Raw genomic sequence first — 23303 nt, 5'->3', positions numbered from 1 at the left:
GCTGACGCTTTTAGAATCCTCCACTTTCTGAAGCAATGACCATTGTCATTTTATTTCATCAATTCGGGTTTAGATTCTTCAAATATTTTTATTGCCAAATGATCGTTCCATTCTGGAAATCTACTTTTCCTAAACTTCTTAGCTACAACCGCTTTATTGAAATCATGCCCTGTTGTTTGCAAGCTTTGAGTAGTTTCTTCCATCAAGTGAAAGGAAAAGATACAGGGATCAGTATAATTGATTCCACTTAATTGGTGGTTTTCCATAATCTTCGAATTAAAAGGCATCGTGTATTTAAAGGTTTAGCTGATCGTGGGAAAAGTAGTACGGGTTAGTTTTATGGTTTTAAATTACATATTATTATCAATAATTTAGGTGAAATTATTAATCTCAAGCTTACATCAGGAAATGTTCATGATGTTGCTGTACTGGACTCTTTAACTCAAGAATTAAAAGGGATTCTACTCGGAGACAAAGGCTATTTGAGCAAAGCAAAAGCTGAAGCTTTAGCAGCAAGAGGACTCAAAATATTGACCCCATCACGCAGGAATATGAAAAATAAATCCATCCAAACTGAAGAAGAAGAACAATTGCTTTGCAAAAGAGGATTGATCGAAACAGTGAATGATCAATTAAAAAAATTTACAGCAACTTGAACATTCACGTCATCGTTCGGTGAATAACTTCATAGTGAATATCATGGCTGCTGTGTGGCTTATTGCTTGAATCCCAATAAGCCAACTTTCCAAAATATGCTAAAAGGCTAAGCGGATTTCATCGAACTCAGGTTACTTAAAAAGATATGCAAAGTGTTATATGTGGCCTACACGTGAATAGCATTGAATAAGAAAAATATAGAGCAGCCCAAAAAATCACAAATTCTTCATATTCCTTTTCATACAATGACATCCGTCAGTTTGATCTGATCAGGAAATATAGATAGATATTCGTTTGAACTTAATCAATCAACTTTCTATATTTTTAAACAAATTAAAGGAAAAAGGGGCATGTTGTGCGTAGTGTAATTGAATATGTGGGAGCGGATCTGTCACGGATTATTGAAATGGCTTGGGAGGATAGAACACCTTTTGAAGCAATTCAGCGTGAGTTTGGTTTGGATGAATCTGCAGTGATTCGCTTAATGCGTCAGAATATGAAACCAAGTAGTTTTAAATTATGGCGTGAACGAGTAACAGGGCGTAAAACTAAACATTTGCAACTGCGTTCACCGGATGTCATTCGGGCCTATTGTTCGCGGCAGTACAAACGTTTCTAGCAACGTTACTCTATGGTCGGCGCTGTTTGGATTGACGTTTGCATCTTTCAGAACAATATCGGACCTCATCCCAGCAGCGTTGCCATTTCTTGCGCCAGCTAAAGGGACGCAGGCAGTGAGCACAGGTTTTTTCCGGTAAATGCTTTTCTTCATGCTGCTATAACTCATTAACCTGACTGAGTAACTGTTGGGCATGCGTAATGATCTGATCTTTGTCCTGCAGTTTATCCAGCTGTCGATAAATCATGCCCATGCGTGGATTGGAGCGGAAGACTCCCTCATGCCTAATCATGAAATACCAATACAGGCTGTTAAAAGGACAACTATCGGCTTCAGTCCTTGTTTTAACATTGTAAGGACAGTGCTTACAGTAATTGGACATTTTTTGAATGTAATTTCCGGAAGCCGCATAGGGCTTGCTCGCCAGTAAACCGCCATCGGCATGCATCACCATGCCCAGAGTGTTTGGAAGTTCCACCCATTCATAAGCATCCGCATAGACTGCCAGGTACCATTCACTGATCTGCTGAGGATCCACACCGCTTAACAGGGCAAAGTTACCGGTAATCATCAGACGCTGGATATGATGGGCGTAGGCATGTTCAAAAGTATTGCGAAAGCATTCTGCCATGCAGGTCATTTGAGTTCGACCTGTCCAGTAAAATTGTGGCAGGGCAGCAGAATAATTCAATACATTACTGTTGGCGTATTCGGGCATCCGCAGCCAGTAAATGCCACGGACATATTCCCGCCAGCCGAGAATTTGTCGAATAAAGCCTTCTACTGCATTGAGTGGGGCATGACCGCTGTGATAAGCCGCTTCTGCGGCATCACAGACTTCTTTTGCCACGAGCAGACCGCAATTCAGATAGGGCGACAGCAGGCTGTGAAACAGGGTATCTTCACCATAGACCATGGCATCCTGGTAATCACCAAAATGAGGTAAATTGTTGGCAATGAAATGCTGCAGTGCAAGGAGGGCATTGCTGCGGGTAGTTGCCCAGCGCAAATTTGCAATATCTCCTATGTGTTGGGGAAACTCGCGTCTTACCAGTTCAATCACATCCAAATCAATCTGATCAAGCTTAAATCGTAGCGGAGCAGGCAAGGATGGCTTGCCTGACCAAGTTTTGCGGTTGGCACTATCATAGTTCCATTGTTTACCCAGTGGCTGCTGCTCCTGCATTAAATAACCCGTTTGCTTGCGCATTTCACGGTAGAAATATTCCATGCGCAGGGTGTGGTACCGGCTGGCCCATTGCCGGAACTGGGCAGGACTGCAAAAAAAGCGATCGTCATTCAGGCAGTGTACCGGCAGTTGTAGCTGGATGCTCCAGTGATTTTCAATGTCATGCTGCAGTCGGTATTCACCACTGTGGGTGATGATCAGTGCGGTTGCTGGCAACAGTTGATGCTGTGCATGAACGAAATCAATTAGTTTACGAATCTTGCTGTCACGTTGGAAGGGATGGTAGCGGACACGCCAGCCCTGTGCTTTGAGTTCCTTGGCAAAGTGGCGCATAGCGCTGAAAATCAGGGCTATTTTTTGTGGATGATGGGCGACATAAGTACTTTCCTCAAGCACTTCCGCCATCAAGATGACGTCCTGTGCACGATCCAGGAATTTGAGTGTCGCCAGCTGATGATGAAGTTGATCACCGAGGATTAAACCAAAACGCATAAACATGATTCAGGATGTGGAGGAAACAGCAGTGTAAATGCTGAGGGTTCAATTTTTTGTGAAAATACTCTGCTCAGCAACCATCATCGCTAAGTTTTAAAGGTTTCCCATGTGTCGATGCATGACTATTGATGCACAAGAATCCTTAGCAAGCCTACTTACTGTCCTGAATTTTTCCAGTTCATCTGTTTCATAACAGCTGTGAAAATTATGTGATTTTAATCAAAAAGATACAAATTATTGTGATTGTAATTCAGATCGGTTACGCCTAATATTTTCCATGAAGTTACTCCATGTAAGCTTCCTTAGTTTTGTCCCATACACCCCCTGTATGGGATTTTTTTTAATCCAGGGATATGAATCAGCATGCACTCAAAAGCTTATATTTTTAGACAGCAGCAACTGCTGGTTGACGACAATTTTCAGTTGCCTCAGGTGGAAAGGTTTCAGCATGACCTGAACTTGTCTGAAGATGGTGAAATCATTGCTCGGGACCTGCAAGAGGATGAGTCTGTACCTGAAGGCTATCAGCTCGTTCCGATCCGGCAGTTGGTGCAGGTGTGGAGTAGACAGCAGTTCGAACAGGCAAGCCGCGCGGTTCAGTTACTGGAATGGCGTCGTAATCATCAGTTCTGCAGTCATTGTGGCCATCAGACGCAGCAACATGTTAGCCAGTATGCGATGGTCTGTCCTGCCTGTGGCTATAATCAGTATCCAAGAGTCAATCCCTGTGTCATTACTATCATTACCCGCGGGCCAGATGAAATTTTACTGGCGAAAAATGCCCGCAATAAAACCCAGATGTACAGTTTAATTGCCGGGTTTGTGGAAGTGGGTGAAACACTTGAGGAAGCTGTGCGTCGTGAAACGCTGGAAGAAGTGGGGCTTCAGGTCAAAAATATTAAATATCTAGCAAGTCAGCCGTGGCCTTTTCCGAGCAACCTAATGATGGCATTTAAGGCAGCATATCATGCTGGCGACATTCAAATACAGGAAAATGAACTGACTGATGCTCAGTTTTTCAAGTTTAATCAGTTGCCAGAGATTCCATTTCAGGGCAGCATCGCTCATGCCATGATCATGCATGTAATGAATGGAACGCCTGTGGCAGATGATACCAAAGAATGGCTTTGAAATAGAGGTATTCGCATACATCTTCCTTTTCGAAGAAGAAAGATATGAAATTTATGCCACCAATAAAAGTAATCTTTATTGTCAACACTTGCGCAGGAGCTAGCTCGTTTCCGTCATCTATCAATCTTGAAAATTTTTCCACTTAAGGTACTTTGAAAAAACATTTCAAAGCTGGGCCGAATATCTTCGCCATCCACTGTAATATGTTTTACATGAGAATAAGATTGCGTATTCTCAAAATGATGATCTACAGTGGCTTGAATTGAGTGTTTAACCCCAAATTGATCTTTTACACTGATAAGTTGTTTAAGCATTAATATACCTGGAATAAAATTATGATTTTGGAAAACAACTTTAAAATTAAATTTTAAATTATAAAAAAAGCACTAATTAGTGCTTTTTTTATTACTGGCTATTATTTGCTTAGATAGCAACAATATTTACAGCATTCGGTCCTTTTTGACCTTGTGCTACACTGAATTCGACCATTTGACCTTCAAGTAAGGTTTTGAAACCTGAACTAGCGATTTCGCTGAAATGAGCAAAAACATCTGGGCCTGATTCTTGTTGGATAAAACCGAAACCTTTAGTTTCATTGAACCACTTTACAGTACCTTTAACAACATTCGAGTTTGACATAATAAATCCTACTGATTTTTTAATAATTTTTAGCCATTTTATTGACTGATTATAACTTTGAAAATAATAAAGAATGGCACTTAAAATCTGAAAAAACGAAGGATTATGACTAAAACGACGATACTTAAGAAAGATTTACCGGAACAAGACTTTTTTTCTAGTTAAGTAAACTATACACTAAAAATAAAAATAATCAAGTTTTCTTATATGTATATTTATTTTTCTTGTAATAAAATAAGGTTAGTCTGGCTTAACTAGTAGGTTTGGCAAGGAAAATGAATGGGATTGTATAGTTCTGTCAGGCTTTGTTGCACTAACATTTAGAAGTTAAATTTTCCTCCTATTATCCAAATTTAAGTTGCAACTCGATCCTTGGAAAGAGTAGGTTTCATTGACCAACCGATCCCTTTTCTCGAATATAAATCAAGAACTACAGCCAGATATAACCCCCTTGCCAGATCCGAATATATGTAATATCAGTCACCTGAGAAACTGTTTCGTAAGGTATCCGTGATGTTCACAGCAAACTCTAGATTTAAGTGATTTGGTGACACAATCTGAGGACGACCACGACCATAGCTTTTATGCTTCTTATATCCTCGAACAGCTATAATACCATTATTTTTAATGATCTTGAGTACACGATTTTGTCCGCAGCTTTCAGCCAACTCTTTAAGATCCAGCGTGATGCGATGATAACCATAGATGCCATTTAATATGATTTTGATTCATCGTATTGAAATATTGGTGTTACATAATAGCACTATTCATGTGATTGATTTAAATCGAATAGGGGATTGAAAAATGAAGAGTTTACTAACAACATTACAAGGCTTATTAGTACGTGAGCCGTCAGATTTAACCTCACAAACTCTTGCTAAAATGGATTTAACCATTCATCGCCAATATCAAGCTCAACAGGTTATACTGTTACGTACTGACTATTTAGAATAGTCTAAGAATTTAAAAAACCACAAAATGATGAAGCTATAAAAAAAGCTCCTTTAAAAAACCAAAATTCATTAAAACTAGAACAAAATCCACTTTTAAGTTGTGGAATCAGCAATATGATGAAGCTTGATATATTAAGCCCCAGTTGCCTATTTACATAACAGGTATAGTTGTAGAAAGAATCGCTCTGTAGTTTCTGAATGATCGTAAGATCCTTGGTTTGCCTACTCAACCATGGGGGCGTTTTTTTTTTGATCAAAATACAACGCTATTCTTGCTAAAAAATGAAAGCACCCACCATAAAATAAAATATTCCAAAAATGACCCAAAGCCAGACATTTGATCTGGATGTTTCCATACTTGGGCTATTCAATGGTGGTGGTTGCTGAGAGGAGTTCAGTGGGGGTATTCGACCTGTTTGTATAGGGACACACGATGTTTGGAATAAGAGAGACCTGTCCCTAGAATACCCACGCTAGTTTAGGTGTCTTTTTTGCCAATATTTAGAAAAGCACCGGGTTTGCCAATAGTGGCGCTGGTGAATTCAGGGCAGTTCTTCTATTGATTAGCATTTAAGGTATATTCTACCCAGTCTTACCCTAATATTATTTATTAAAATAAATATTTTTCATTCAAGTAATTGACCTATTTCAAGACGGGTATAGCCCCGATCTTTAAAAATATAAATAATAGCTTCTTTATAGGCTTTTGACTTTGCCGTTTTATATTTATTGATGAGTTGAATTTCAGTATTTAACTCTAAGTCATTTTTTATAGATAAGACTTCTGTAGAGATTGCTTTAAAAATATTGAGATTAAACATACAGGTACTCTTTTCCTATGTTGTAGCGGCCCGACTACAACAAATACCTGCCTAAGCAAATGCCTGACACCCTTAGCCAAAGCATTACAGAAGATGGAGGAATCTGCAAGTTTTTCTAAATTAGAAGCATGAATAATCATCTAAATTGCTGCCCCTTTAACATAAAAGCTCTTATGTAAATTCAATAAAGTGTGGGGGCATCTAATAAGCAAATAGAAATTTGCTATATGGACGTTTCTAATTTCAAGCACAGGATATCTAAACCTCAATGTTGAATTACTTTTTCTGCATTCGTCCGCTTGATATCTTTTGAGAAAAATATCATTTTTTTCAATTATTCTAAATTTCTTTAAGTATTCTTATTTTGGTTATATCGCTTCACAAAAAATTCACTATGAAAGAACTATTATTACAATTGAAATTTAATATCTAAAGATATTTTCAGTCACCCTTATCCGGACTAATTTCGGAAATACTTACTACATTAGATGTAGTAAGTATTTTTTATTTGATACCTGTTTTAATGATTTATATTAATGTATTTTAATTTAAATCTGATATCAGCTGAATTGTTTTATTTTTTGGTTTTATAAAACAAGTATTTGGTTTTTATTATATTCAGTTTTGTGTGGTTTTGTTGGTTAATTATTTTCTATTTGTTTGTTTTTTTTGAATAGAGAATATTATAATTTTATTGGCTTTTAAAATATAAATGGATGAATCTGTGGCTATAAAATTCGTGGCTAAATCTAAATTACCGACTGCTTTTGGTGATTTTGAAATTATTGTATTTCAAGATCCAGATACAGGTGAAGAACATCTTGCTCTTTCTCAAGGCTTGGACGCTACTTCAATGAAACCAATATTAGTCCGAATACATTCTGAATGCTTAACTGGCGATGCTTTCGGTTCATTAAAATGTGATTGTGGTCCACAATTACATTCCACAATGAAAATGATTAGTGATGAAGGTCAGGGAGTTATTTTATATTTACGTCAAGAAGGTCGTGGTATAGGTTTGACGAATAAAATTCGTGCCTATGCGCTCCAAGATCAAGGACATGATACCGTTGATGCAAATTTGATTTTAAACTTACCGGCAGATGCACGTCACTATGATATGTGTACGATTATGCTTGATTATTTAAAAGTTAAAGAAGTGAGACTAATTACTAATAATCCTCTTAAAATTAATGCCTTAAAAGGTTTAGGTGTAAATGTAGTTGATCGTGTGGCTATAACAGTAGGCTTAAATATATTTAATCAAAGTTATTTACAAACCAAACAAGAACGCATGTCACATATGTATGAAAAATATGACTTTTTGTAGATGTAAATTTCATTAATTTCCTAAATTAATATATTGGACTAAAAATGCTAAATAAAATCATCCTACTATCAATTTTTTTTATACCCTTAAGTGCAATTGCAGGTGAAAGTCAGCCTACCATCAAAAAATCAACAGGCTTCAGTGCAGGCTTAGGTCTTGTTGGAAGCACAGGTCTATATATTGGCGAAGATACAAACCTTACGCCAGTTCCCCTATTATCTTATGAAGGAGATCGCTTCTTTTTACGTGGGCTCTATGCAGGCATGAAACTCTATAAAAATGAGTTATTCACCTTGAATGGCATCGTGAACGTCAATATGAATAAACTTGATGTTGATGACTTAAATGAATCGAAGTTGGCTCAAAAAAATTTAAGTAGAGTACAATTAGAAGATCGTGATATCAGTGCTGATGTTGGTTTAGAAGCGATAGTGAAAGTACCCTATGGCATTATTTCTGTGCAAGCAGTCAATGATATTGGCAACGCCAGTGATGCGGCAGAAGTAAAAGCTAATTATCAGTATTTTTGGCGCTTAAATAATCAATGGACTCTTATGCCAAATGCGGGAGTAGAATGGTTGTCAGATAGCCGAGCCAATTATTATTACGGCACACTAGATAGCGAAGTCGCTAAGGGCGTAGAAAAATATAGACCTAATAACCTCATTATTCCGCATCTTTCCTTAGGGGCAAGTTACTCATTGAATCCAAAAATAAGAGTAACTTCGGCCGTAACGCATAAATTTTTACCCGATAAAATAGTAGATAGTCCCTTAATTGATAAAGATTCAATGACCAACTTCTTTATGGGAATTACCTATAAATTCTAAGTTTATCTAAACTTAACGTAATACAGCTGATACCAAGTCAAAATGTAAGCCCAAAATAGAAATGTCCGGTTTCTCCAAAGTAAAAATGTCCGCTTTTAGAATACTCAATTAGAGATTTTCTTAGCGGGCGGTTTAATCTATTCAGCTCTATGTCGAATAAACGATTATCAGTCTTGCCAGAAGTCGGTGATCGACGCATAACTCAATCCCAGGCTGCTCAGCTACTGCATTTCAGAACGCCAAGTCAGACGTTTAAGGCAAATATATAATACTCAAGTGGCTGGATTAGCCCATGCTGGTCGTGGCCAAACCAGCAACTCCCAACTTCCTGAAGAACTCAGACTCAAGTGCTTCAATATTGGCGCTGATCAATTCCATGGTTTCGGATCCACCTTAGTGCATGGAAAGTTCACTACCATTCCTAACGTCAATATCTCAATAAAAACAAATTATTATGTGTCTAATCTTTAACTTCGCTCTTTAACCAATTAACAATATTCATAACCTCACTGTGAGAACTATTTCTTCTTGTTATCGCATAAAAGTTATAGTCACAATATATAAAACCAAAAGGAGCTATGACCCTTCCATTCAATATTTCTTTTTCTACTAAAATTTGAGGTGCTATGGCAATACCTAACCCGGAAACAGCGGCTTCTATCATTAAATTTAGACTATCAAAATAACGTTCACTAGATTTAGGGATAGAATTAAGCCCTGATCTATCCAACCATATATGCCATGCGTTTTTATTGGAATGGGTATGAAGGAGTGGATAATTCAAAATATCATTTACCGTATTTAAATCATATGTTTTACCATTACAAATAGGTCCCATGTTATCAGGAAATAACATGTATTTCTCCAGAGACTCCGGAAGCGTTTGACCTAGATTCAAACTATTGATAAAAATATCAATTTTTTCTTTTTCCAGTAACTTTAAATCATTGCATGTCATTAATTTAACATGGATATTCGGATAAATTATTTCGAGTTTTTCTAATCGTGGAATTAGCCAATTAGCCATAAAACTATGAGATGCTCCAATAACAATTTCAACTTCAGCAGCTTTATTTGTTAATTCAAAGACACATTTTTCTAGACCGTTAAAAAAGTGAGTACAAAGGCGGAATAAATCTTCTGCATCTCTTGTTAAAGAAATAGTTGATGAATGGCGAATAAACAATTTTTTCTCAAGCCATTCTTCCAACTGTTTTATTTGATGGCTAACAGCACTATGGGTTACGCATAGTTCTTCTGCAGCTAAGCTGAAACTTCTATTTCTAGCCACCGCTTCAAATGCTTTCAAAGCATTTAACGGTGGTAACTTTCTACCTTTCATGGTGTGAATTTTTCTAACATCATGATCTAAAAATATATCAATTATATAAAAAATGGAAATCTTTTAAGATTAAGAAAATTTTGATTCTTCAAGTGATATGAAATGACAATACTTTATACAGGTAATGGTTCTGATAAATCAGGCTTTTTTGGAAGATTTGGCGGGTGCTACATGCCTGAAAGTCTTATGCCTGCACTTCAAGATTTAGAGCGGGAATTTAATATTATTCGAAATAAAGCCGAGTTTTGGACTGAATATCGACACATTTTAACCGATTTTGTTGGTCGACCTAGCCCTCTTTTTTATGCAAAAAATCTAACAATGTATGCTGGAGGAGCCAAAATATATCTTAAAAGAGAAGATCTGAACCATACAGGTGCCCATAAGATTAATAATTGTGTTGGACAAATCTTGTTGGCTAAATTAATGGGTAAAACAAGAATTATTGCAGAAACAGGTGCTGGACAACATGGTGTTGCAACAGCAACAGTATGTGCTCTCTTCAAGCTTAAATGCACCATTTACATGGGTGAAACGGATGTTCATCGTCAGCAAATGAATGTTGATCGAATGAAATTACTAGGCGCCGAAGTTAAAAGCGTTCAGAAAGGTCGTGGAACCCTAAAAGATGCTATGAATGAGGCATTACGTGACTGGATCAGTAATGTAGACACGACCTATTATCTCTTAGGAACCGGTGCAGGCCCTCATCCCTATCCAACCATAGTGAGAGAGTTTCAGAAAATTATTGGCATAGAAGCTAAAAATCAAATACTGCTGAAAGAAAATAAACTACCTGATGCTTTAGTTGCCTGTGTGGGTGGCGGATCCAACGCACTGGGACTAATGCACCCATTTCTACAAGATACGAATATCAAAATGTTTGGGGTTGAGGCTGGTGGAAAAGGAACAAACAGCGGTGAGCACGCTGCATCTATTTCAAAAGGTAAAGTTGGCGTCCTGCATGGTAATTTGACTTACTTATTACAAGATTTAGATGGACAGATTCTAGACGGACATTCGATATCGGCAGGATTAGATTATCCTGGGGTGGGTCCTGAGCACGGTATCCTGTTTGAAACAGGGCGCGTTACTTATGTAACTGTAAATGATAAGGATGCAGTCGATGCATTTCAGATTTTAAGTCAACAGGAGGGAATTATACCGGCGTTAGAGAGTGCTCATGCTATCGCATATGCAATTAAGCTGGCCAAAGAAATGCAGCCTGAACAGACTATTATTGTCAATTTAAGTGGAAGAGGTGACAAAGATTTAAATACAGTCAAAAAATATCTCGCAGGAGTAACAGAATGAACCGTTTAGACCAAAAATTAAAGGAATTAAAACAGGAAAATCGAAGCGGTCTGGTGTGTTATTTTACTGCCGGAGATCCTGGTTTCGCAGAAAGCTCTAATTTGTTTAGTCAATTAGGCCAAGCTGGAGCAGATATTATTGAAATTGGCATTCCATTTTCTGATCCTGTTGCAGATGGAGAAATTATTCAAGCTGCCCATATCAGAGCTTTAAGTGCTGGTCAAACAGTGAATAAGACTATCGAATTAGTCAAAGAAATAAGGTTGAATGATAACAAGACACCTATTGTATTCATGACTTATTTAAATCCTATTCTGCAATATGGTTTTGAAAAACTTGTATGTGAAACAGAAAACCTTATTGAAGGCCTCCTTATTCTAGATGCACCGCTTGAATATCAAGACCATTTTAAATTGATATTAAATGCAAAAAATATGCACTTAATTTCTATGACAGCTCCAACTACTCCTGTTGAGAGGTTAGAGCAAATCTCAGCAAGTGCGACAGGGTTCTTATATCATGTTGCAGAAAATGGCCTAACCGGAGGAAATTTAAATCTGCCCAATCTTGAAAAAAAGATTGCTGAAATAAAACCAATCTTTAATATCCCTATTGCAATTGGCTTTGGGATCAAAAATGAAAGCCAAGTTAAAACCTTAGCAAATAAAGTAGATATGGTTGTTATCGGTTCAGCACTGGTTGAAACTTTTTTTAAGCAAGGCGTGGATGCTACTTTAGAGAAAGTAAGAGCTTTTTCACAGGTACTTAAACAAACTAAATAATTTTGTATAAAGGGAGAAGAGAATTCTATTCTCCCATTTTTTACTTCTAGGATTAGTCACTTTTTATGGTGTGAGAAGGGTATAAAGGGTGGCGCGATCTGGGAATTGAAGTGGCAGAATTGATGCTGAATGCTAAAGAAGTCTTTGAAATTGCACGCTTAGATTTGCCGCATTTAAATGAGTTATAGGTGTTTTTAGTTATTACACGAATCTAAAAAAGCCCAAATCTCGGGTCTGTTGAGAATTAACCAGATTTAATTCTCAACAGACCCGAGAGAGGAAATATTTAAAGCTTTTAAATTGGAGCTAATAAAGTTTTATTGGCATTCATTGATTATCTTATTCATCCAGTTTTTCAACCTTCATGCTTTCTCGATAATATTTACAGCCTTTGAACAGTAAAAACATTCCAATTACACCTGCGACAGCATTCACAATTGAAATGGAATTTCCCACCATTACGGTGTTTTGGAAATATTTATCAGTAATTAAAGCAACAGCGGTGGTTCCTATCCCAAGGGCAATCATATTTGAGATAAGCAGGAATTTGGCAGAAACTTGTGCACGTAGTTGGTTTGGTGTCAGCATTTGAGTTGCGGCTGCAGATGCCGGAATCGGGAATGTTGAGAAGAACATAGCCACAGATATCAGGGCAAATGATAAATAGATGTTGTCGACCTGGGTAAACAATACACTTGGAACGATTAAGGCTGCACAGCCGATTGCACCGGAACGGATAGCAGCATCACTGTATCCACGTTTAGAGAAGAAGTCGATCAACCAGCCACAGAATAAGGCACCAGAGGTATTCGCCACTAAAATGATGCTACCTAAGATATAACCGGTCTGGCTTGCATCAAGGCCGAAGTTACGCATGTAATAAGCAGGTGCCCAGCCCAGAAGTGAATACAACATCATGGTATAAAAAGAAAAACCAATAAAATGACAGAAGAAAGTCTTTTTATGCGTCTTAATAAAGCCAATCGAGTTCTTGAAGGAAGCCTTAACAACCTGACCATCTTGACCAACTTTCATACCCTTACGAGCAGGTTCACGTACCGTCAGCACCATGAGAAGTGCAAGCAATACACCGGGTAAGCCCACAATCATAAAGGTGAGTTGCCAGGTCTTCACTTCACCAATCACCGGTAAAGCCACGAAACTGATGTCTTTTAATAGCCCAATCACATAGCCGCCAATCAGGAAAGCTAAACCTGAACCAATAAAGGCGCCAATGGCATAAACACCGAGTGCACGGCCTAATTTTTCTTTAGGAAATAAATCAGCGACAATCGAATAAAATGCTGGGGAAAGTGCGGCTTCACCTGCACCCACACTCAAACGTGCCAAAAACATTTGAATGAAGTTTTTAGTTAAACCACAGGCTGCCGTGGCAAGACTCCAGAAAGCAATACCTGTCGCAATAATTTTAATCCGGGACTTTCGATCAGCTAGCGCGGCAATAGGAAGACCCATAATCGCATAAAATAACGAGAACGCGAGTCCTTGCAATAAGCTGAACTGGGTATCACTCAGCATTAAATCGGCTTTAATCGGCTCAATCATTAACGATAAAATTTGACGGTCTACAAATGACAAAATGTAAGCCAGCATACAGATCACCACCACATACCATTGATAGGTACTACTTTCTTTGGGCGGCTGAGTCTGTTCAGAAACAGGCGATCCTGTTTCTACAGAGGTAGGCTCAAAACTTTGATTTTCGGGTTGAAGCGTCCTTTCAACCATTTCTATGTCCAGCGATTTATCATTCATCATGCAACATCCTATGTTGATCGTTTGAGATATTTTGATACTTATAATATTGATATTATTTTTATTATGTATCGTATCATCTAATCTAGAGTTTAATTTTATTTGCGTCAATCAATTTCCATAAAAGGATACAAATAAATTTTTATAATAAAAAAAAGGAATCATAATGATTCCTTTTTTTGAGTTTGAATTTTTAGCCACGTTCAACCAGGGTCAAAATATCATAAGTTGCGACCAGTTCATTGCGCTGATTTTTGACTTTAATATCCCAGACCACTACACCATGTGGTTTTTGTGCCGGATCGCGCAGCGCTTTCGGGGTTTTCTGCTTACAGGTCAGTTCCACCTGAAGGGTATCACCAATTTTCACAGGTTCCACAAAGCGCAAGTTGTCCATGCCATAGTTGGCAATGACCGGACCCGGAGCGGCATCAACGAATAAACCGGCTGCAGCAGACACGACAAAATAACCATGTGCAACACGTTCACCAAACAGGGATTCTGCCGCAGCAATTTTGTCCATATGCGCATAGAAGAAGTCACCACTCAGACAACCAAAGTTAACCAGATCGGCTTCTGTCACGGTACGTCGCGCAGTCAGCAAACGTTCACCAATACGCAATTCATCAAATGATTTTTTAAAAGGATGCACTCGGTCTTCAAAGACCTGAGCTCCGGCAGTCCAGCTATGGCCAACTTGGGTCATAGCATTTGGCGAGCCTTGAATCGCAGTACGTTGCATATAATGTTTGACTGCACGCAAGCCACCGAGTTCTTCACCCCCACCGGCACGACCCGGTCCACCATGAACCAGTAAAGGTAATGGAGAACCATGTCCGGTACTTTCTTTGGCACTTTCTGCATCCAGAATATGTACACGACCATGCCATGGCGCAATTTTGCTGAGCAGTTGTTCAATATTTTCATCGGTATTGCGTACGATGGATGCCACCAGGCTACCTTCGCCACGTGCCACCAAGTCAGCAAGCTGAACCAGATCACCATACGGCATTAAAGTGACCACAGGCCCAAAGGCTTCGATCTTATGAATGTTTTCTGCCTGAGCCGGTGCTTTGCATACCAAGACCGTCGGTGGATAACATGCAGACTTCTCGGTATCTTGTACTTGAAGAATAAAGTCCTGACGCAAGTGACTACCGAACACAATCTCTGCATCCTGGCTTAGCTGTTCAACTTTTGCAGCGACATCCTCTTTCTGTTTGACGCTGGCCAAAGCCCCCATGCTGACGTCTTCTTGAGCAGGATCGCCCACCACGACTTTTTTCAGTTTTTCAATCAGTCTGCTTTGTACGGTGTCTAAAAGTGCGGCTGGCACAAAGGCACGACGAATGGCGGTACATTTTTGTCCGGCTTTGGTGGTCATTTCACGGAAAACTTCACGGACAAATAAATCAATCGTTTCACCATTGGCTTGCGTCGTCAAAATCGCACTGTTGACCGAGTCTGCTTCCATGGTGAACGGAATTGAGTAGGCATTTAAGTGTGGATGCGAACGCAGTTTTTGCCCTGTTGAAGCAGAACCGGTAAAGGTGACCGTATCTTGAGGATTCAAATGATCAAATAAATCATAGACCTGTCCGCAAATGAGCTGCAGTGAACCTTCTGGCAAGAAACCGCTTTCATGAATGGCTTTGACCACGGCATGGGTCAGCTCGGCACCTTCAGTGGCCGGTTTGACAATACAGGGTACGCCTGCCAGTAAAGATGGTGCGATTTTCTCCAGCATGCCCCAGATCGGAAAGTTAAAGGCATTGATATGGACAGCGACACCGGCTTTAGGCGTCAGAATATGTTTCGCGCCAAAGCTACCTTGCTTAGAAAGAGGAATCCAGGCATCTTCGACCCACGCTGTTTCATCACTTAGTTCGCGACGCACCAAACTTGAATAGGCATATAAGGTCCCAACCCCGCCTTCAATATCAATCCAGGCATCTTTACGGGTACAGCCGGTTGCTTTGGCAAGCTGGTAAAATTCTTCTTTGCGTTCCATCAAATACTGTGCCACTTGCTTCAGTGCATTGGCACGTTGATGGAAAGTCCATGTGGCAATAGTCGCGCCTTTTTGTTTGGCATACTTCACCACGGCTTGGGTATCGATGGCCTGACTGCCGACCTGATAAACAGCTTCACCGCTAATGGCATGATAAACCGTACGTAAATCGGCTTGAGCGGTGTATTCCTGACCATAGACCAGTGAAGCTAAGCTTTTGATGAAAATAGGATTATTTTGTGACTCAGTATCTTGATAATCCATTGCGCTCGAGCCGCTATCTAACTCTAACATTGTAAAACTCCATTTATGATACGTTTTGGGAAGTATTTTAATTTTGATGTTTCATAATTTGTGATTAAAAAGCTGAAATGTCAATCACAAATGTGTGTTTAAAAATGATTAACAATAAAATAAAAAATATTTAATTATATAAAACATATACTTGTTGTGAATATGTTGTAAAAATTAAATGATACCAATAAATATGTATTGATTTTAATTATGTATCGTTTTAATTTAAATATATCAACACTTGGGATAAGTGAGGGAACAATGAATAATCAACAACAAATCTTTGATCAAAAGATTGAAAAGGATATTTCTATCGAGCCGAAGGACTGGATGCCGGATGCTTATCGTAAGACCTTGATTCGTCAGATTGGTCAGCATGCACACTCTGAAGTGGTGGGCATGTTGCCAGAAGGAAACTGGATTACCCGTGCACCGACCTTGAAACGTAAAGCCGTGCTGATGGCAAAAGTCCAGGATGAAGCCGGTCATGCTTTGTACCTGTACAGTGCTGCAGAAACCTTGGGTGCAGATCGTGACGACATGATGGATAAACTGATTGCCGGTCGCATGAAATATTCTTCAATTTTTAACTATCCAACCCTGAGCTGGGCCGATGTTGCAGCGATTGGCTGGCTGGTGGATGGTGCAGCAATTGTCAATCAGGTTGCGCTTTGCCGTACTTCTTATGGTCCTTATGCACGTGCCATGGTGCGCGTCTGTAAAGAAGAGAGTTTTCATCAGCGTCAGGGCTTTGAAGCCATGATGGAATTGGCCAATGGTACGCCGGAACAAAAGCAATTGGCACAGGATGCAGTGAACCGTTTCTGGTGGCCAGCACTGATGATGTTTGGTCCAAGTGATGATAATTCACCGAACAGTGCACAAAGTATGCAGTGGAAAATTAAATTATTCAGCAACGATGAGCTACGTCAGAAATTTGTCGATAACACTGTATCGCAAGTCTTACAGCTTGGTTTAACCGTTCCAGATCCAGACCTCAAATTCAATGAAGCAACCGGACATTATGAATTTGGTGAAATCAATTGGGATGAGTTCTTTGCGATTCTTGCAGGCAAGGGGCCTTGTAACCATGAGCGTATTGAAGCACGCCGCAAAGCTTGGGAAGGCGGCAAGTGGGTACGTGATTCAGCAGCAGTCTATGCGCAGAAACAGCAGCAACAGTCAGAAGCACAAAAGGTTGCTTAAAACAGTTTGATCAATATAAGGAAATTTGCTCATGAATAACAAAAAAAACTGGTCACTTTATGAAGTGTTTGTGCGTAGTAAACAGGGTCTAAGTCACCGTCATGTTGGCAGCCTGCGTGCACCGGATGAGGAAGTCGCACTACAAAATGCCCGCGATGTGTATACCCGCCGCAATGAAGGCATCAGTATCTGGGTGGTGAAATCTGAATTGATTACTTCTTCACAGCCAGATGAAAAAGCAGAATTTTTTGAACCGGCTTTGGACAAGGTTTATCGCCATCCGACCTTTTATAATATTCCAGCTGGCATCGAGCACATGTAAAGGGAAAGGTGAAAATTATGACAAATCAAGTATTGGCAGAATTTCTTTTACATGTGGGTGACAGTCAACTGATCCTGTCACATCGTTTGGCAGAGTGGTGCGGTCATGCACCTGAACTGGAGCTGGATATTGCCTTAGCCAATATTGGACTGGATTTATTGGGTCAGGCACGTACCGCACTCAGTTTGGCGGGTGAAGTGGAAGGCTTGGGCCGTGATGAAGACAAGCTGGCTTACTTCCGCACTGAGCGTGAATACCGTAATTTACTGCTGTGTGAACAGCTGAATGGTGACTTTGCCCAGACTTTGGTACGCCAGTGGTTGATGGACCACTACCACGCTTTATTGTTTAGTGCCTTAAGTGAAAGTCAGCATGCTAAGTTGGCGGCTTTTGCAGTGAAGTCACTCAAAGAAGTGAAATATCACCAGCGTTTTTCCACCACCTGGATGGAACGCTTAAGTTTAGGTACAGCAGAAGCCCATGAAAAAACTCAGCAAGGTTTAAACCAGTTATGGCGTTTTAGCGAGGAACTTTTTGTACTGACGGCTGATGAAAGACAGCTGGTTGATACCCGTGTAATTCCAAATATTGAAAATTTAAAAGCACAGTGGCTGGAGACGATTACAGCCGAGTTAGCTCGATTTGAATTAAGCCTGCCAGAGCTGGGCACTTATCGTAGTGGTGCTAAACAGGGTTTACATACAGAGCATCTCGGTTTTGTTTTGGCCGAACTGCAATATATGCAGCGCTCATATCCAAACATGAGCTGGTAATTCAGCATAATCACAGGGAGTGAGTCGCATGAATCTGATTCGACACGTAGAAGATCAATGTTGGGACGTTTTGCAGCAGGTTTCTGATCCAGAGATTCCAGTATTGTCAGTGATTGATCTGGGCATGATTCGTGGCGTCGAGCTGAATCAGCAGGATGAAATTGTGGTGCGACTCACGCCGACCTATAGCGGCTGCCCGGCCACGGATGTATTAAAAGCAGAAATTACCCAGGCTTTCGAAGCGAATGGCTTGACGCCAGTCAAAGTCATTGTTGATCTGTCTCAAGCTTGGACCACGGACTGGATGAGTGAATCAGGTAAACACAAATTACAGCAGTATGGTATTGCACCGCCGCAAGGTCAGTCACATAACTGTGGTACGCATGTGGCACTGACCGATGGCATCACCTGTCCACAGTGCTTAAGCCAGAACAGCAAACTATTAAGTGAATTTGGTTCGACCGCCTGTAAAGCCTTATATCAATGTCGGGACTGCTTAGAAACTTTTGACTATTTCAAATGTATTTAATGTCTGGTCTAGCGTCTGCGTGAACACAAAAAAGAAATAGCCAAAACGAAAGAGGGATTTTCCAATGAGCCAATTTATACCATTAACCATTAAATCGATTCAGCCACAAACAGAGCAGGCGATCTGCATTTCCTTTGATCTCGCGCCTGAGCAGTTTGATGCTTTTCAATATCAGCCGGGTCAACACCTCACCATTCGTCATTTAACCGATGACGGTGAGCTGCGCCGCTGTTACTCGATCTGCAGTGATACTCAAGAAGATATGAGCATTGCGATTAAAAAAATTGATCAGGGTCAGTTTTCAACGTGGGCCAATGAGCATCTCAAAGCGGGCGATGTACTGGAAGTCATGCCCCCGCAAGGAGTGTTCTTTCAGAAAGCAGCCAAGGCCGGTGGCCAGAATTATCTAGGCTTCGCAGCCGGTAGCGGGATCACCCCGATCTTATCCATTGTGAAGTCGGTGCTGAACCGTCAAGCGGAAGCAACATTCACCTTGGTGTATGGTAACCGTTCCTGGAACCAGACCATGTTTTCTGAACAGATCATGGACCTGAAAGACCGTTTTAAGGAACGTCTGCAACTGGTGAATATTTTTTCACGTGAACTGAATGACAGCGAGATCTTTAACGGTCGGATCGATGCGGATAAATTGCAGCAGTTGTTTCAGGCCAATCTGATCTCAGCAGACACCGATCATTGTTTTGCTTGTGGTCCTGAAGAAATGATGGCAGCGGTCGAAACGGTATTACCGACTTGGGGCATTCAGCGCAGCAAGATTCACACCGAACGCTTCAATACTGCGACTGCACCGAGAGCAACCGCACAGCAAATTGAAAGCCGTAGCGAAGAACGCGTCAATATTATTCTGGATGGCCGTGAGCTGATTGTTGAAGTATCCAAACAGGATGACAGCATTCTGGATGCGGCACTACGTGCCGGGGCAGACCTGCCATATGCGTGTAAGGGCGGAGTCTGTGCAACCTGTAAATGTAAGGTGTTAGAGGGCCAAGTTGAAATGGCTGTGAATTACAGTCTGGAAGAAGATGAAATTCAGAAAGGTTATGTGTTGAGTTGTCAGGCACGTCCAACCACGGCCAATGTCCGACTCAGTTTTGATGAATAACAGCTGAATTTACAGTACCGAGTATAGCAGGAGTTCAAGGATGGCTTACATTAAAACCAGCTCACCCAAGCCAGGTGTGGTACTGATCGAGCTGAATCGCCCAGAAAAGCGCAATGCCTTAAACAATGCCACCTTGCAAGACATTGCAACCTGTTTACAGAACCTGGAAACAGATGCTGCTGTTAAAGCTGTGGTCATCACCGGAAATACGCAATGCTTTGCTGCCGGTGCTGACTTAAATGAACTGGCACAACTTGATGTGGTGAGCATCCAGCAAGACCAACGCCCATTGTTTTGGAAAAAAATTGATGAATTTTCCAAGCCTTTAATCATGGCAGTGAATGGCTATGCTTTTGGTGCGGGTTTTGAGTTGGCTTTGCATGGTGACATGGTGCTGACCGGAGAAAATGTCCAGTTTGCTTTGCCTGAAATTGGCTTAGGCATGCTGCCGGGTGCCGGTGGAACACAGCGTTTGGCACGTTTGGTTGGGCAGCAGCTGACGATGCGCTGGGCCATGACCGGTGAAATGATTTCGGCACAGACCGCATTGCAACATGGCATTAGCAGCCAGATCTGCCCAGCAGGACTGACCGTGCAATACGCACTGGAACTGGCAGAAAAAATTGCCAAGCAGGCACCGCTGGCCATTCGTGCCATCAAGCAATCTTTAAAGTCCATTCATGAAGTGACTTTAAGTCAGGGACTGAAATTGGAACGTCAACATTTTGTCTGGCTGGCTGCAACCCAAGATCGCCAAGAAGGCATCAATGCATTTTTAGAAAAAAGAAAACCAGAATTTAGAGGTGTGTAATGGATTATCAAAAAATTATTGTCGAAGAAAAAAATGCAGTGGGCTACCTGACCTTTAACCGTCCAAAACAGCTCAATAGCTTTAATGAAACGATGCATCAGGAAGTCTCCAAGGTCATCAAGGCCTGGGCCAAAGACAGCCAGATTCGTGCCGTGGTGATTTCAGCTGAAGGCCGTGGTTTCTGTGCCGGTCAGGATCTGAATGATCGTGTGGTTGATCCGAATGCCGATGCACCGGACTTAGGCCTCTCGATTGAAAAATACTATAACCCTTTAATCAAGCTGATTACTGAAATGCCAAAACCAGTGATTTGTGCGGTGAATGGTGTGGCAGCAGGGGCAGGTGCCAATATTGCCTTGGCTTGTGACATTGTGATTGCAGCAAAATCAGCCTCATTTATTCAAGCCTTTTGCCGTCTTGGCTTGGTGCCAGATTCAGGCGGTACCTGGTTCCTGCCGCGTCTGGTCGGGCGTGCTCAGGCGATGGGCCTAGCGATGCTCGGCGATAAAATTCCGGCTGAGCGCGCAGTACAACTCGGCATGATCTGGCAAGTGGTTGAAGATGATCAACTGCAAGCGGAAGCGAAAAAACTGGCAGAGCATCTGGCGCAGCAACCGACCTATGGTCTGTCCCTGATCAAAAAAGCCATTCATGCTGCAGCCGACAATAATCTGGATGAGCAGTTAATTCTGGAGCGTGATTTACAACGTTTGGCTGGACGTTCAAGCGATTATAAAGAAGGTGTACAAGCCTTCATGCAGAAGCGTACCCCTGAATATAAAGGATGCTAAATCATGCAACAGATCAATTTGGAACAAGTCAAAGTTGCTGTGGTCGGTGCTGGGACCATGGGGATTGGCATTGCACAACTGGCAGCCATGCACGGACATCCGACCTATGTGTTTGATCTCGATAGCAGCAAAGTTCAGAGTGCCTTAACTGCTTTAAAGGCGCAGCTCAGCAAGCGCGTACAGAATGGCAAAATGACCCAAAAATTGCTGGAGAGTACCTTCGCCAATCTGATCGTGGCAGAGGATATTCAGCAGCTTGCCGATGCGGGCTTAATTATTGAAGCCATTGTCGAAAAGAAAGAGGTTAAACAAAACCTGTTTCAACAGCTTGCTGCCATTTGCACGGAACAGACGATTTTTGCGTCTAATACTTCTTCGATTTCCATTACCGCAATTGCCTCGGCTATTCCGCATCCGGAACGGGTGATTGGGCTGCATTTCTTTAATCCGGCCCCCGTGATGAAACTGGTCGAGATTATCCGCGGACTGAAAACTTCAGCAGTCCTTGCCGATGCGGTATTTGCCCTGATGGCGTCTTGGAAAAAAGTTCCAGTCAGAGCCAAATCTACTCCCGGTTTTATCGTCAATCGTGTTGCACGACCTTATTATGCCGAAGCCTTTCGTGCCTTGCAGGAAAATGCTACCACACCGGAACAGCTCGATTACATCATGCGCGAATGTGGCCGTTTTGCCATGGGCCCGTGTGAACTCACAGACTTGATTGGACAGGATGTGAATTTCTCGGTGACACAAAGTGTCTATCAGGAGTTTTTCTATGAGCCACGCTACCGGCCGTCCTTGATTCAAAAAGAGCTGGTCGATGCCGGCTGTTATGGCCGCAAGTCCGGTCAGGGTTTTTATGATTACGCTCAGGTCAAGCCTGCACCAGTGTATGAATTGCCAGTATGTTATGCCAAGTCGCTGAATAAGCTCAAAGTCATCGTGCGTGGTGAATGGTTGCATTCAGCAGCACTGATTGAACGTTTAAAACAGGCATCTCATGTGGAACTGATTTTTCAGGCGGCAGAACAGAATGAAATCCTGATTGGTGATCTTTCCCTGCGATTATCGCTCGGTGAGTCGGTTGAACTGGCTTATCCGCATGACCCAGTGGTGTTGATGGACTGGCATGCAGATTGGGCTAATGCCCAGGCGATTCCGGTGGTGGCATCACCGGCGTGTAGTGAAGAACAGCGCCAAGCGGCAGAACTATTCCTAATAGGTATGAATGTGATACCAATTTGGTCTAAGGATCATCCGGGTCTTTATGTTATACGTAGTATCGCCATGCTGGTGAATGAAGCCTGTGAAGCCGTATTGCATGCTATTGCATCAGAACAAGATATTGATTCTGCTATGAAATATGGTGTCAATTATCCTTGTGGTCCATTCGAGTGGGCAGATAGGATTGGATATTACACAATTTTACAAATTTTAGAAAATATGTATCATATTTATGGTGAAGATCGCTATAGAACTAGTATATATTTAGCAAAGAAAGCGGTGCAGGGACATGCACAGAAAACTCAGCAGCACCCATTACGCGTAGCTGGCTAATAAGGAAG

General features: G+C 41.1%; 23 protein-coding genes and 4 pseudogenes. 17 read left to right on the top strand and 10 right to left on the bottom strand.

Going from position 1 to position 23303, the window contains the following annotated elements; translation table 11 throughout:
- Positions 1 to 23: 23 nt before the first annotated feature.
- Positions 24 to 767, top strand: a pseudogene (locus B9T23_RS14315) (IS982 family transposase); the annotation flags it as partial.
- A gap of 257 nt (positions 768 to 1024) precedes the next feature.
- The gene (locus B9T23_RS14310; RefSeq protein ID WP_265733067.1) at positions 1025 to 1276 is read left to right on the top strand and encodes a TIGR03643 family protein; all 252 of its coding nucleotides are present in this window, start codon (positions 1025 to 1027) and stop codon (positions 1274 to 1276) included.
- A gap of 10 nt (positions 1277 to 1286) precedes the next feature.
- Here B9T23_RS14310 and B9T23_RS14305 read toward each other — a convergent pair whose 3' ends face one another.
- Together B9T23_RS14305 and B9T23_RS14300 are read right to left on the bottom strand one after the other, a co-directional pair.
- Positions 1287 to 1388, bottom strand: a complete 102-nt coding sequence (locus tag B9T23_RS14305) for a DUF2256 domain-containing protein (RefSeq protein ID WP_081406193.1) — start codon at positions 1386 to 1388, stop codon at positions 1287 to 1289.
- Between the two features lie 45 nt (positions 1389 to 1433).
- Positions 1434 to 2957, bottom strand: coding sequence for a cryptochrome/photolyase family protein (locus B9T23_RS14300; protein ID WP_067723128.1), 1524 nt, complete (start codon positions 2955 to 2957; stop codon positions 1434 to 1436).
- A 366-nt stretch (positions 2958 to 3323) separates the two neighbouring features.
- Between B9T23_RS14300 and nudC the strand changes: the two genes are divergently transcribed.
- Positions 3324 to 4091 (top strand): NAD(+) diphosphatase, encoded by a 768-nt coding sequence (nudC, locus tag B9T23_RS14295; protein WP_086194574.1) that lies wholly within the window; start codon positions 3324 to 3326, stop codon positions 4089 to 4091.
- Between the two features lie 113 nt (positions 4092 to 4204).
- Here the strand turns inward: nudC and B9T23_RS14290 are convergent, their stop codons facing one another.
- From B9T23_RS14290 to B9T23_RS17265, 3 genes and pseudogenes are all read right to left on the bottom strand, one after another.
- Entirely contained in the window at positions 4205 to 4405 is a 201-nt protein-coding gene (locus tag B9T23_RS14290) for a hypothetical protein (RefSeq protein ID WP_067723124.1), read from the bottom strand.
- A gap of 109 nt (positions 4406 to 4514) precedes the next feature.
- Entirely contained in the window at positions 4515 to 4730 is a 216-nt protein-coding gene (locus B9T23_RS14285) for a cold-shock protein (RefSeq protein WP_004649268.1), read from the bottom strand.
- Positions 4731 to 5089: 359 nt separating this feature from the next.
- Positions 5090 to 5214: pseudogene (locus tag B9T23_RS17265) on the bottom strand (IS3 family transposase); the annotation flags it as partial.
- A 320-nt stretch (positions 5215 to 5534) separates the two neighbouring features.
- Between B9T23_RS17265 and B9T23_RS16675 the strand changes: the two are divergent.
- Positions 5535 to 5684 carry a hypothetical protein gene (locus B9T23_RS16675; RefSeq protein WP_228139707.1) on the top strand — a complete coding sequence of 50 codons (150 nt, stop codon included), beginning with the start codon at positions 5535 to 5537 and terminating at the stop codon, positions 5682 to 5684.
- A gap of 274 nt (positions 5685 to 5958) precedes the next feature.
- Here B9T23_RS16675 and B9T23_RS17260 read toward each other — a convergent pair.
- Together B9T23_RS17260 and B9T23_RS14280 are read right to left on the bottom strand one after the other, a co-directional pair.
- Positions 5959 to 6221: pseudogene (locus tag B9T23_RS17260) on the bottom strand (DUF4236 domain-containing protein); the annotation flags it as partial.
- 88 nt (positions 6222 to 6309) lie between these two features.
- The gene (locus B9T23_RS14280; RefSeq protein WP_067723122.1) at positions 6310 to 6504 is read right to left on the bottom strand and encodes a hypothetical protein; all 195 of its coding nucleotides are present in this window, start codon (positions 6502 to 6504) and stop codon (positions 6310 to 6312) included.
- Positions 6505 to 7228: 724 nt separating this feature from the next.
- On the opposite strand from B9T23_RS14280, the gene ribA reads away from it, so the two are divergent.
- The 3 genes and pseudogenes from ribA to B9T23_RS17060 all read left to right on the top strand — a co-directional run.
- Positions 7229 to 7834: a GTP cyclohydrolase II gene (ribA, locus tag B9T23_RS14275; RefSeq protein ID WP_171255147.1), complete on the top strand. Its 606-nt coding sequence runs from the start codon at positions 7229 to 7231 to the stop codon at positions 7832 to 7834.
- A 44-nt stretch (positions 7835 to 7878) separates the two neighbouring features.
- Complete coding sequence (locus B9T23_RS14270) at positions 7879 to 8664, top strand: MipA/OmpV family protein (protein WP_086194573.1); 786 nt, start codon at positions 7879 to 7881, stop codon at positions 8662 to 8664.
- Between the two features lie 149 nt (positions 8665 to 8813).
- Positions 8814 to 9111 (top strand): annotated as a pseudogene (locus B9T23_RS17060) (ISNCY family transposase); the annotation flags it as partial.
- Between the two features lie 13 nt (positions 9112 to 9124).
- Here the strand turns inward: B9T23_RS17060 and B9T23_RS14265 are convergent.
- On the bottom strand, positions 9125 to 10006 hold the full coding sequence (locus B9T23_RS14265) for a LysR substrate-binding domain-containing protein (RefSeq protein ID WP_067723115.1): 882 nt from the start codon (positions 10004 to 10006) through the stop codon (positions 9125 to 9127).
- A gap of 102 nt (positions 10007 to 10108) precedes the next feature.
- Between B9T23_RS14265 and trpB the strand changes: the two genes are divergently transcribed.
- Both trpB and trpA read left to right on the top strand, forming a co-directional pair.
- Complete coding sequence (gene trpB, locus B9T23_RS14260) at positions 10109 to 11320, top strand: tryptophan synthase subunit beta (protein ID WP_086194572.1); 1212 nt, start codon at positions 10109 to 10111, stop codon at positions 11318 to 11320.
- Positions 11317 to 12102 carry a tryptophan synthase subunit alpha gene (gene trpA, locus B9T23_RS14255; RefSeq protein WP_067723113.1) on the top strand — a complete coding sequence of 262 codons (786 nt, stop codon included), beginning with the start codon at positions 11317 to 11319 and terminating at the stop codon, positions 12100 to 12102. The genes trpB and trpA overlap by 4 nt, the downstream gene beginning before the upstream one ends.
- Positions 12103 to 12441: 339 nt before the next feature.
- Here the strand turns inward: trpA and B9T23_RS14250 are convergent, their stop codons facing one another.
- Together B9T23_RS14250 and paaZ are read right to left on the bottom strand one after the other, a co-directional pair.
- Positions 12442 to 13881 carry a spinster family MFS transporter gene (locus B9T23_RS14250; protein ID WP_067723111.1) on the bottom strand — a complete coding sequence of 480 codons (1440 nt, stop codon included), beginning with the start codon at positions 13879 to 13881 and terminating at the stop codon, positions 12442 to 12444.
- A 190-nt stretch (positions 13882 to 14071) separates the two neighbouring features.
- Positions 14072 to 16183 (bottom strand): phenylacetic acid degradation bifunctional protein PaaZ, encoded by a 2112-nt coding sequence (gene paaZ / locus B9T23_RS14245; RefSeq protein WP_086194571.1) that lies wholly within the window; start codon positions 16181 to 16183, stop codon positions 14072 to 14074.
- Positions 16184 to 16444: 261 nt separating this feature from the next.
- On the opposite strand from paaZ, the gene paaA reads away from it, so the two are divergent.
- From paaA to B9T23_RS14205, 8 genes are all read left to right on the top strand, one after another.
- Positions 16445 to 17389, top strand: coding sequence for a 1,2-phenylacetyl-CoA epoxidase subunit PaaA (paaA, locus tag B9T23_RS14240; protein ID WP_067723108.1), 945 nt, complete (start codon positions 16445 to 16447; stop codon positions 17387 to 17389).
- 31 nt (positions 17390 to 17420) lie between these two features.
- A complete protein-coding gene (gene paaB, locus B9T23_RS14235; RefSeq protein WP_067723107.1) occupies positions 17421 to 17711 on the top strand; it encodes a 1,2-phenylacetyl-CoA epoxidase subunit PaaB in 291 nt (96 codons plus the stop codon).
- A 17-nt stretch (positions 17712 to 17728) separates the two neighbouring features.
- Positions 17729 to 18484 (top strand): 1,2-phenylacetyl-CoA epoxidase subunit PaaC, encoded by a 756-nt coding sequence (gene paaC / locus B9T23_RS14230; RefSeq protein WP_067723106.1) that lies wholly within the window; start codon positions 17729 to 17731, stop codon positions 18482 to 18484.
- Positions 18485 to 18512: 28 nt separating this feature from the next.
- Positions 18513 to 19013 carry a 1,2-phenylacetyl-CoA epoxidase subunit PaaD gene (gene paaD, locus B9T23_RS14225; RefSeq protein WP_067723105.1) on the top strand — a complete coding sequence of 167 codons (501 nt, stop codon included), beginning with the start codon at positions 18513 to 18515 and terminating at the stop codon, positions 19011 to 19013.
- Positions 19014 to 19077: 64 nt separating this feature from the next.
- A complete protein-coding gene (gene paaE, locus B9T23_RS14220; RefSeq protein WP_067723104.1) occupies positions 19078 to 20136 on the top strand; it encodes a 1,2-phenylacetyl-CoA epoxidase subunit PaaE in 1059 nt (352 codons plus the stop codon).
- A gap of 40 nt (positions 20137 to 20176) precedes the next feature.
- On the top strand, positions 20177 to 20947 hold the full coding sequence (locus B9T23_RS14215) for an enoyl-CoA hydratase-related protein (RefSeq protein WP_086194570.1): 771 nt from the start codon (positions 20177 to 20179) through the stop codon (positions 20945 to 20947).
- A complete protein-coding gene (paaG, locus tag B9T23_RS14210) occupies positions 20947 to 21738 on the top strand; it encodes a 2-(1,2-epoxy-1,2-dihydrophenyl)acetyl-CoA isomerase PaaG (RefSeq protein ID WP_067723103.1) in 792 nt (263 codons plus the stop codon). The genes B9T23_RS14215 and paaG overlap by 1 nt, the downstream gene beginning before the upstream one ends.
- 3 nt (positions 21739 to 21741) lie before the next feature.
- Complete coding sequence (locus B9T23_RS14205; protein ID WP_067723099.1) at positions 21742 to 23295, top strand: 3-hydroxyacyl-CoA dehydrogenase; 1554 nt, start codon at positions 21742 to 21744, stop codon at positions 23293 to 23295.
- Positions 23296 to 23303 lie beyond the last annotated feature (8 nt).

It is taken from the genome of Acinetobacter terrae (genome assembly GCF_002135195.1).
In the GTDB taxonomy this organism is placed as follows: Bacteria; Pseudomonadota; Gammaproteobacteria; order Pseudomonadales; family Moraxellaceae; genus Acinetobacter; species Acinetobacter terrae.
The sequence above is the reverse complement of the archived record's forward strand: the minus strand, read 5'-3'. Positions and strand labels throughout refer to the sequence as shown.